The sequence below is a fragment of the Pseudomonas sp. P5_A12 genome (assembly GCF_056400685.1).
Genome location: NZ_JBFUKU010000045.1, coordinates 25,506 through 35,883 on the forward strand (window position 1 = coordinate 25,506; position 10,378 = coordinate 35,883).

Consider the following 10,378-nt stretch of genomic DNA (forward strand, 5'->3'; position numbering starts at 1 on the left):
AATCCGTTCAGCCGCCGTTATACTGCGACGTTTGCAGCCTGCCAGGACAACTCGACGATGGTCTTCGACTCCTTCGACATCAAATCCCTGATCCGCCCCGTGATCGACTTCCCCAAGCCGGGCGTGATCTTTCGTGACATCACGCCGTTGTTTCAATCGCCCAAGGCCCTGCGCCTGGTGATGGACAGCTTTGCCCATCGCTACGTCGAAGCCGATTTCACCCACATCGGTGCGATGGATGCGCGCGGCTTCCTGATCGGTTCGGTGCTGGCGTATCAGCTGAACAAGCCGCTGGTGCTGTTCCGCAAGCAAGGCAAACTGCCGGCTGACGTGCTGGCCGAAGGTTACGCGACCGAGTACGGCGAAGCGTTCCTCGAAGTCCATGCCGACAGCCTGTGCGAGGGCGATTCGGTGGTGATGTTCGATGACCTGATCGCCACGGGCGGTACATTGATTGCCGCGGCGAACCTGATTCGGCGCATGGGTGCGCGGGTTCATGAAGCGGCGGCGATTATTGATTTGCCGGAGCTGGGTGGGTCGCAGCGCCTGGAAGACATGGGTATTGCGACGTTCTGCCTGACGCAGTTTGCGTTGAGCGATAAATAAGCGGCGACTTCGAAATAGCCATCGCGAGCAGGCTCGCTCCCACAGGGTTTTGTGAACGCCACAAATCCAGTGTGGGAGCGAGCCTGCTCGCGATGGCGTAATCAGCAACACAGCAAATCTTAAAGCCCCATCTGCTTACTGATAATCTCGTTCATCACTTCCCGCGTACCACCTCCAATCGACAGAATCCGGTTATCCCGGTACAGCCGCTCCACCAGGCTTTCGCGCATGTAACCCAAACCACCCAGGATCTGCACCGCATCGTTAACGATCCGGTCCGCCGTGTCTGTGGCAAAATTCTTGGCCATCGAAATTTCCTTGATCACACTCTGCCCCGCGGCCATCTTCGCCGCCTGGCGATAAGTAAACTCCCTGGACACCTCCAGCGCTGTCGCCATCTCGGCGAGGCGGTGTTTGAGTACCTGGAACTTGCCGATGGGTTTACCGAAGGCTTCACGCTGACGCGCCCATTTCAGGCTCTCCTCCAGCGCCAGCTGCGCGGTCATGTTGGCCATCAGCGCCAGCGCCAGGCGCTCACTCTGAAAGTTGCCCATGATGCAGGCGAAGCCCATGTTTTCTGCGCCGATCAAATTCGTCATAGGCACCCGGCAATCGTCAAAAAACAACTCAGCCGTGTCCGACGCCCACCAGCCCATTTTCTTCAGCTGACGGCCAACGGTAAAACCGGGCGTGCCCTTTTCGATCAACAACAGGCTGATGCCACCAAAACCAGGCTCGCCGGTGCGCACCGCGACGGTGTAGTAATCGGCACGAACGCCGCTGGTGATAAAGGTTTTGCTGCCGCTGACCCGGTAGACATCGCCGTCACGTACAGCACGGGTTTGCAGGTTAGCGACGTCGGAGCCGCCGCTGGGCTCGGTGACGGCCAGGGCGCTGATCTTCTCGCCGGACAACACTTGCGGCACGACGCGATCGCGGACTTCAGGCTTGGCCCACTTGAGGATGGGGGGCAGGCCGATGTCCAGCGAACCGAGACCGGCCACCAGTCCCCCTGAACCACAGCGCATCAGCTCTTCGCTGGCGGCGACCTTGGCGAACAGATCACCTTCGTGACTGCCGCCCAGCGCTTCGGGGTAGCCAATGCCCAGAATCCCGGCGGCACCGGCCTTGAGGTAGAGCTCACGGGGAAAGTTCTCGGCTTCCTCCCACTGATCAATGTCCGGGAGAATCTCACGCTCGACGAAACGTCTGACGCTGTCACGGACCAATTGGTGGCTGGGATCGAAGTATTCCTGAAAGGCAGGCATCGGCGAACTCCACTGAAGGTTCAGCGACGTTAACCGAGCGCTTGCTTGGTTTTCAACAGGATTGTGTGAATCAGCTGGACCGAGGTGCCTCCATCGCGGGCAAGCCCGCGAAGGGGCCCGTTCAGAAACTACAAGGCTATCGGTTTACGCCCGGCAAACGAATGCGCCAACGTCCCGCCATCCACCAGCTCCAGCTCGCCACCCAGCGGCACGCCATGGGCGATACGCGAGGCAACCAGGCCTTTATTGCTGAGCAACTGCGCGATGTAATGCGCCGTCGCTTCACCTTCCACCGTCGGGTTGGTCGCGAGGATGACTTCCGTAAAGCTCCCGGCCTCTTCGATCCGCGCCATCAACTGCGGGATACCAATCGCCTCAGGCCCAAGACCATCGAGCGGGGACAAATGCCCTTTGAGGACAAAATAACGACCACGGAATCCGGTCTGCTCCACCGCGTAAACATCCATCGGCCCTTCCACTACGCACAACAAAGTGTCGTCGCGACGGGTATCCGCGCATTGCGGGCAAAGGTCGTCTTCGGTCAGCGTGCGGCACAATCGGCAATGGCCCACCCCTTCCATGGCCTGGCTCAAGGCCGACGCCAGTCGCGAACCACCGCTGCGATCACGTTCAAGCAGTTGCAGCGCCATGCGCTGGGCGGTTTTCTGACCCACGCCCGGCAAAATTCGCAGGGCATCGATCAGTTGGCGAATCAAAGGGCTGAAGCTCATGGGGAAACGTCCGACAAAACAACGAGACGCGGTTTATACCCGCGCCTCTCATTAGCGTCAAATACTCAGTCTTGCGCGACCCGCACCACCAGTTTGCCGAAGTTGCGCCCCTCCAGCAGACCGATGAACGCTTCGGGCGCCTGCTCCAGGCCATCGACCACGTCTTCGCGGAACTTCACCTTGCCGTCACGGACCCACGGCGCCATGGCACTGACAAACTCCGGCTGACGGTCACCGTAGTCGTCGAACACGATGAAGCCCTGAATCCGCACGCGCTTGGTCAAAATCGTCCGCTGCAATTGCGGCAGGCGATCCGGGCCGGTCGGAGCTTCGTGGGCGTTGTAGGAGGCGATCAGGCCACACAGCGGAATCCGCGCCTTGGCGTTGAGCAACGGCACTACCGCATCGAACACCTTGCCGCCGACGTTCTCATAGTAAATGTCGATACCGCTGGAGCACGCCTGCGCCAACTCATCGGCAAAGTTCGGGCTCTTGTGGTCAACGCACGCATCAAACCCTAATTCGTCGACGACATAACGGCATTTTTCCGCACCACCGGCTACACCGACCACGCGCAGGCCCTTGATCTTCGCCACCTGGCCGACCACCGAACCCACCGCGCCGGACGCCGCCGCGACCACCAGGGTTTCACCGGCCTTCGGCTGGCCGATGTCCATCAAACCCATATAGGCCGTCATGCCCGGCATGCCCAGCACACCCAAGGCCATCGACGGGCTCGGCAGCCCGGACGGCACCGGGATGATGTTGCGACCATCGCTGATGCTGTGGGTTTGCCAGCCGGTGGCACCGACCACCACATCACCTTCCTGGAATTTTGGATTCGACGAGCGCTCGACCCGGCTGACAGCCCCACCGGTCATGACCTCACCGATTTCCACTGGGGCGGCGTAGGACGGCGCATCACTCATGCGACCGCGCATGTACGGGTCCAACGACAGGTAGAGGGTCTTGAGCAGTACCTGGCCGTCAGCGAGGTCCGGAAGCGCTTCCCTTTCCAGGCGGAAATTCTCCGGCGTCGGCGCGCCTACCGGGCGGGACGCCAGGACGATACGTTGGTTAAGGGTCAATGCTTGTGGCATGTGAGCGTCTCCTTTTATCGAGAATTGGGTGGTATAGGGGAGCAGACCGTTTGGGTGGTGTGGCGTTCGAAGTTTCTGACTCCGATCGTTCCCACGCTCTGCGTGGGAATGCAGCCCGGGACGCTCCGCGTCCCARSAGCGGACGCAGAGCGTCCATTGAGGTATTCCCACGCAGAGCATGGGAACGATCAGTGTGGGCCAGAAACAAAAATGCCAGGCGCGATGCCTGGCATTTTTTTGTAGCTCATCCGACGCGCTTTAGCGAATCAGAATGGCAGCTTCATGCCCGGCGGCAGTTGCATGCCAGCGGTCACGCCAGACATTTTGTCCTGGCTGTTGGCTTCGATCTTGCGCACGGCATCGTTGACCGCGGCGGCGACGACAGCTTCCAGCATCTCTTTGTCGTCTTCGCTCAGGCCTTCGACCAGGCTCGGGTCAATGGTCACGCTCTTCACGTCGTGACGACCGGTCATCACCACGGTGACCATATCGCCACCCGCTTTACCGATGACTTCGGCGTTGGCCAGCTCTTCCTGCATCTTGGCCATTTTTTCCTGCATCTGCTGTGCCTGCTTCATCAGGCCGGCCATGCCACCTTTCATCATGGGAATCACCTCAAAAGTACTTGGATTAAACAGCGTCCGACCCTTTTGACCGAACGCCTTCAGTTATTAGCCCTGACTGACCAGAGCGTCGACAGGTTCAATAGTATCGTTACGGATCACCGCACCGAACTGTTGCATCATTTGCTGGATGAACGGATCGCCGTGGATCGACTCTTCAGCCTCGCGCTGACGGTTGGCACGGCGCCGGGACGCGGCCTGGGCCGGGGTCTCCTGCTCGGGCTTGATCAGCTCCATGCTCAGGGTCAATGTGCGCCCGTGAAACTGGTTCAGCGCATCGTTGAGACGACGTTGCTGGGTCGCGTTGAACAAGGCGCTGTGGGCCGGGTCCAGGTGCATCAGCCAATGATCGCCCTCGACGGAAATCAGTGTGCAGTTGGCGGCGATGCTGCCCGTCATGCCGGAGATCGGCAGTTTCGGGAACAGCTCCAGCCATTGCGCCGCCAGACCGGTAGCCGGCATCGCAGCCGGTTCCGGCTCCGGTTCAGGCGCAGGGTCTGCGGCATGTTCGCTGGCCAGTTCATCGAGGTAACTGTAGGCCGAATCCATGTCCGGCTCGATGTAATCCTCATCCAGCGGCGGCTCGTCGTCCTGGTCCATGCCCGGCGTGGCGGCATCGACGTCGGCAACGGACGGTTCCGGGATCGGCGCAGCGGCCCATTCCGGCGCATCCGGTACCGCGCTGTCCGGCGTTGGCATCGGCATTGGCGGCAACTCGGGCTGCTCGCCAGCGGTTTCCAGAACCGGCTCTACGGCGGGTTGCTGCACGACTTCGGGCGTGACCGGGTCATTCCACGGCAGGTCGATGACTTCTTCGACCGCTGCGGGCTCAACCACAGGTTCAGGCACGACAACGGGTGCAACCGGTTCAGGTTCCGGTGCGGGAACTGGAACTGGAACCGGAGCAGGTGCAACTGCCGCAGCGACTACCGGCGCAACCACTGGCGCGGCAGCCACAGAGTTTGCGGAATCAACTGTGGCCTGGCTGATCCCCACTGGCTTTAGCGGTTGCCTCGGGGCGTCCGCGGTGTCTGCGGGGCGGAAGGCGAGCATCCGCAGCAGCACCATTTCAAAACCACCACGCGGGTCCGGTGCCAGCGGCAAATCGCGGCGGCCGATCAGCCCCATCTGGTAATAAAACTGCACGTCTTCGGCCGGCAACGCCTGGGCCAGCGCCAACACCCGGTCACGGTCGCCCTGGCCGTTGTCGACACCTTCAGGCAAGGCCTGGGCGATGGCGACACGGTGCAGCACGTTGAGAATTTCCGAGAGCACGCCGTTCCAGTCCGGGCCTTGTTCGGCCAAGTGGCGGACGGCTTCGAGCAACGCCTTGGCGTCACCCTCGATCAACGCATGCAGAACGTCGTAGACCTGGCCGTGATCCAGCGTACCGAGCATCGCCCGCACATCGGCGGCCATGACCTTGCCTTCACCGAAGGCGATGGCTTGGTCGGTGAGGCTCATGGCGTCGCGCATCGAACCATCGGCGGCACGGCCCAGCAGCCACAGTGCGTCGTCTTCGAACGGCACATTCTCGACCCCCAGCACGTGGGTCAAATGCTCGACCACACGTTCCGGCGTCATGTTCTTCAAGGAGAATTGCAGGCACCGCGACAGAATGGTTGCAGGAAGTTTCTGCGGGTCGGTCGTCGCCAGGATGAACTTGACGTAGGGTGGTGGCTCTTCGAGGGTTTTCAACAGCGCATTGAAGGAATGGCTGGAGAGCATGTGCACTTCGTCGATCAGGTAGACCTTGAAGCGCCCGCGGCTGGGGGCGTACTGCACGTTGTCGAGCAGCTCGCGGGTGTCCTCGACCTTGGTCCGGCTCGCGGCGTCGATCTCGATCAGGTCGACAAAGCGCCCCTCATCGATTTCGCGGCACACCGAGCACTCGCCGCACGGCGTCGACGTGATACCTGTTTCGCAGTTCAGGCATTTGGCGATGATTCGCGCGATGGTCGTCTTGCCGACCCCGCGCGTACCGGTAAACAGGTAGGCGTGGTGCAACCGCTGGCTGTCCAAGGCATTGATCAGAGCCTTGAGCACATGGGTCTGGCCGACCATTTCGCGGAACGAGCGCGGACGCCATTTACGTGCAAGAACCTGATAACTCATCGAAAACCGTCGCAACGAAGGAACACAAGCGGCTAATGCTAGCGGAGCAAGGCCAAAATTGCATCCGGTGTGCTCGTCTAATCTGGCTAAGCTGCACTTTGGGGGCTTTAATCGGCTCGGGTTTCAGAGGTACCGGAGCGTTTATGCGTTGTGCCTTGGGGGCATTGCTATGGATAAGCCTGGACGTCGCAGCCGCCGAAGCGCCGTTGCGTTTCGTCGTGCCCGACAGCTGGGCGATGCCAATGGTGCAACTGGATCACGGCCGCGTGACACAGGGCATTCTGTATGACGTGATGCTGAGCCTCGCCACCCAGGTCGGAGTGCCAGCCGAAATTCATGTGTTGCCCCGGGCACGGGTGCAAAACGCCATGGAACACGGCGAAGTCGATGTGCGTTGCTATGCCGCCCAGTCCTGGCTACCCAATCAGTCCGGCGACTACATCTGGAGCATTCTGCTGTGGCGTCAGCACGACGTGCTGATCGGCCTGCCAGAATCGCCAGACTCGATAACGCCAGCCAATTTACCTCGGCAACCTGTCGGCACGGTGCTCGGTTACAGCTACCCGACGCTGCAACCCCTATTCGATGCCGACCGCCTGCGCCGCGAAGATGCACGCAATCAGGAGCAAGTGCTGGAAAAACTCCAYGCCGGACGCTATCGCTATGCTGTGAGCAATCAATGGACACTGGACTGGTTCAATCAGCGCCTGCTGGCCGACCGGCAATTGAAAGCCGTGGCGGATTTGCAGGAACAGAATGTCGGCTGCTACGTACGCAACGATCCCAAGGTGCCGGTGCAGCGTATTCTGCGCACGTTGCTGCGCATGAAAATGTCCGGGGAGATTGATGACATCATTCGCCTGTATATCGGCAATGAGTCATCCAACGTGGCAACGAGTAAGCTTTAGATTTTCTTTGACCCGATCGTAGAGCAGTCATCTGTACAGGCTAGCGACCACCGGTTGTCGCCCTCTGTAGAGCGCTTGATTTGAATCAAGAAAGGGAGCTTGCACCATGCTACAAATCAGGTGCCTGCTCAGGTTCGCCTGGCAAGGCCAAAAGGTCCCATCAGGAGGAAAAATGCTTGCAAGAAAGTTGTCTCTAGCTGTGGTCTCCACAGTATTTGCCATCGCTGCTCAAACCGGGTTAGCTCAAGGAGTCTTTCTCGCGCCTACTGTGAATGATGCAAAAGTTGTTCAACATGGTGGCGGCTGCCGCAAAGCCTCACCCCCAGGCCAGTGCTGCCATGCTGGATCGCAGCCGTACCACTGCCACTGATTATGGTGGTCTATCCGAGACCTGCCGGATGGGGCCAGCAGGTACTCCTCGCCAATGCAACCGTTAACCGCCCTGCAGGAGGGAGGAGCAAGAAAGTGCAGGCACGTTCGTATTGATGCGAAAAACCGGGACAGCCCACGAGATTTCCATAGGCCATCAGGCCTCTTGAACCACTGGCGGGCAACCGATCATGTGAGAATCACCAGCAATGTTAAAAAAACGTAACGACCGCTTGAAAAACTCGTGAAATGTTACAAATTGTCAGCAACACCCTAGAGCGGGTGCTCTAGTATTCAAATGCCAGCACCCATCCGAGTCAAAGCATGATGCTTACACAAGCCATTTAGGCCAAGGATATTGCCGTTGTTGATGGTGCTAAAAATTTCCACTTCTTCTCTAGATTAAAGTCTCAAGCTCAGCGGCAATCCAGATTTGTTCAATCGCTTCCACAAACGTATGACTATGCTCACTCGCAACACATAAGTCTCCTATATAGCGGACAGAGTCGAGCATACTGCCAGCCATATATTGGCACGTGCGCTGCCCTTTGATTACTCCCTGCCTACAACCTTTGAACCAACACTCAAACGTGCAACTCAGGAGAGAGTCATGGATAGCAGCATAAACCTAGCCAAAAAATACTTTGTCGTGATTACTCACAACCCTGCACTACATCTAGAGCTTGAGGCATTACTGACCAGCAAGCGATATAACAGTTACAGTACCTCACAGACAAAAATGTTTTTTGAAGGCGTTACGCCACCCACTTCTGCCCCCAACCTTATGGAATTTATTTCCCCGCTGGTGGCAAAAATTGTTCCTCCAGTTATCAAGCATGATACTCAGCGCATCCTTTCGACGCTCAAGTCCGAATGGCAAGTTGCCCAACCCATAACGAAATTTACTCACTTCATATCAACTGCAGACAACTCTAGAGATAGCGCCAGGGAGTGCGTCCCCCAAACGGCCAAACCGCACGTTCCACTGAATGAAATCTGGCGACTGAGCGATGGCAGCGGCGCGTTGAGTAAAGATGGCGTAGAGATTGTCTTGACTGGCCTGGAGGCCACACTGCTGAAAAAAATACTCCACCATGATGATCGTGTGGTCAGCAAGGACGATCTTATCCGCAGCATCGGCAGAGAACCTGAACATTATCGGGGTCTCGAAATGTGTCTAAGCCGACTACAGGAAAAGTTTAAAAACGCCAGTAACGGCGAACGCCTTTTTCGTGCAGTAAGGAATCGTGGGTACTGCGTGATACAAAAAATCGTACGCGTACAAAGTTTAGTCTGAGCCATTCAGATATACGCCCCGGCAGTGCAATACAACAATAAAAAGCACGCCATTTTACCCTCCCMCCGCATCCCCCTCGCCGCCCGGCCCTCTATAAAGCTGCGCCAACAAAATTCAATCCAGACCATTTCTAACGTTTTTTTGCCCCGATATATCAACCAGATACACGACCCACTCGTTAAAAGTCGTCAGATAGAAATCGCATCAATACGTTAATTTATTCACTGACGAGAGCGCAGTTCCTTGGTGTTTCACTCGTCACTGCAACGCCATTCTATAAAAATAATAACTCTGCCTTATCAACTTTTGCAGTTGTCTGTCGAAACGCAATGGACGTATTTTGAGGATATCGCATGGTTAACTATCTTCGTATCAATCGAAATCCCCCCCTCAAAGGATTGACCTTCTGGGGGCAGTGGGCACTAGGCCAAGGTTTTGTTGTCGCCCTGTTACTTCTATGGGTTTATTACCAGACTGGAACGGTAGAGTTCTATTATCGAGTATGCGCAACGCTTGCTGTGCTTGCATCAGTTCCGGCCTATACTTGGTGCGGCGTCTATGCAAAGAAAGAGAATTACCTGGAAGGGTTGACAAGACTATTGATGGGTTGGTCAATGACACTGGCAGCGTTAGCTATTGTCGCCTTTCTCTGTAAGGCCAACGAACTGTTTTCTCGTCAAATCATTCTGGTATGGGCTATCTTCAGCTACATTGGGCAGGCACTGCTGTATATCCCGCTGCATGGTTTTTCGAAGTACTACCAACGCTCACTTCAAAGTAAGCGTAAAACACTGATCGTTGGTACTGGCGAGTTGGCATTGGGATTAGCAAACAAGCTTCGCACTCTTGAACACTTCCCGCTGGTCGGCCTGGTAAGTTCCGACACCACTCCCCTGCTGGAGATAGGAACGCCACCTGTCGTAGGCCCGCAGGAAGAATTGCTGGAACTGATCAAGACCCACGACATCCGCCGCCTGTACATCACGCTCCCCCTAAATGAAACGGCAAAAATCGAAGAGATGTATCTCGACTTGCTGGATGCCAACGTCGATGTGGTTTGGGTTCCGGACTTGAACAACCTGACACTGCTCAATCACTCGGTCAGTGATGTGGACGGCCTTCCGGCGATCTACTTGAATGAAAGCCCATTGACCAGCCAACCCACTGCCGCGCTGAGTAAAAGCCTGCTCGATAAAAGCGTTGCGCTGATGGCCATTGTTGTTCTATGCCCGTTACTGCTGATCATTGGTCTGGCCGTCAAATTCACCTCCTATGGCCCGGTGTTTTTCAAACAGGATCGCCATGGCTGGAACGGGGAGGTCATCAAGGTCTGGAAGTTTCGCTCGATGCGAGTGCATGAC

General features: G+C 57.3%; 9 protein-coding genes. 4 read left to right on the forward strand and 5 right to left on the reverse strand.

Annotated features, from left to right (window positions below):
• Positions 1 to 57: 57 nt before the first annotated feature.
• The gene (locus AC1DSG_RS09320) at positions 58 to 606 is read left to right on the forward strand and encodes an adenine phosphoribosyltransferase (RefSeq protein ID WP_477790622.1); all 549 of its coding nucleotides are present in this window, start codon (positions 58 to 60) and stop codon (positions 604 to 606) included.
• 119 nt (positions 607 to 725) lie between these two features.
• Here AC1DSG_RS09320 and AC1DSG_RS09325 read toward each other — a convergent pair whose 3' ends face one another.
• From AC1DSG_RS09325 to dnaX, 5 genes are all read right to left on the reverse strand, one after another.
• Positions 726 to 1,874: an acyl-CoA dehydrogenase family protein gene (locus AC1DSG_RS09325; RefSeq protein WP_477790623.1), complete on the reverse strand. Its 1,149-nt coding sequence runs from the start codon at positions 1,872 to 1,874 to the stop codon at positions 726 to 728.
• A gap of 128 nt (positions 1,875 to 2,002) precedes the next feature.
• Positions 2,003 to 2,605, reverse strand: coding sequence for a recombination mediator RecR (recR, locus tag AC1DSG_RS09330; RefSeq protein WP_477790624.1), 603 nt, complete (start codon positions 2,603 to 2,605; stop codon positions 2,003 to 2,005).
• 65 nt (positions 2,606 to 2,670) lie between these two features.
• The gene (locus AC1DSG_RS09335) at positions 2,671 to 3,705 is read right to left on the reverse strand and encodes an NADP-dependent oxidoreductase (RefSeq protein ID WP_477790625.1); all 1,035 of its coding nucleotides are present in this window, start codon (positions 3,703 to 3,705) and stop codon (positions 2,671 to 2,673) included.
• 266 nt (positions 3,706 to 3,971) lie between these two features.
• On the reverse strand, positions 3,972 to 4,310 hold the full coding sequence (locus AC1DSG_RS09340; protein ID WP_007949476.1) for a YbaB/EbfC family nucleoid-associated protein: 339 nt from the start codon (positions 4,308 to 4,310) through the stop codon (positions 3,972 to 3,974).
• A gap of 66 nt (positions 4,311 to 4,376) precedes the next feature.
• Positions 4,377 to 6,443: a DNA polymerase III subunit gamma/tau gene (gene dnaX, locus AC1DSG_RS09345; RefSeq protein WP_477790626.1), complete on the reverse strand. Its 2,067-nt coding sequence runs from the start codon at positions 6,441 to 6,443 to the stop codon at positions 4,377 to 4,379.
• A gap of 143 nt (positions 6,444 to 6,586) precedes the next feature.
• Between dnaX and AC1DSG_RS09350 the strand changes: the two genes are divergently transcribed.
• The 3 genes from AC1DSG_RS09350 to AC1DSG_RS09360 all read left to right on the forward strand — a co-directional run.
• Positions 6,587 to 7,351: a substrate-binding periplasmic protein gene (locus tag AC1DSG_RS09350; RefSeq protein ID WP_477790627.1), complete on the forward strand. Its 765-nt coding sequence runs from the start codon at positions 6,587 to 6,589 to the stop codon at positions 7,349 to 7,351.
• 979 nt (positions 7,352 to 8,330) lie between these two features.
• Entirely contained in the window at positions 8,331 to 9,017 is a 687-nt protein-coding gene (locus AC1DSG_RS09355) for a winged helix-turn-helix domain-containing protein (protein WP_477790628.1), read from the forward strand.
• A 353-nt stretch (positions 9,018 to 9,370) separates the two neighbouring features.
• Positions 9,371 to 10,378, forward strand: a 1,008-nt coding sequence (locus AC1DSG_RS09360) for a sugar transferase (RefSeq protein WP_477790629.1), incomplete at its 3' end; no start/stop codon positions are given.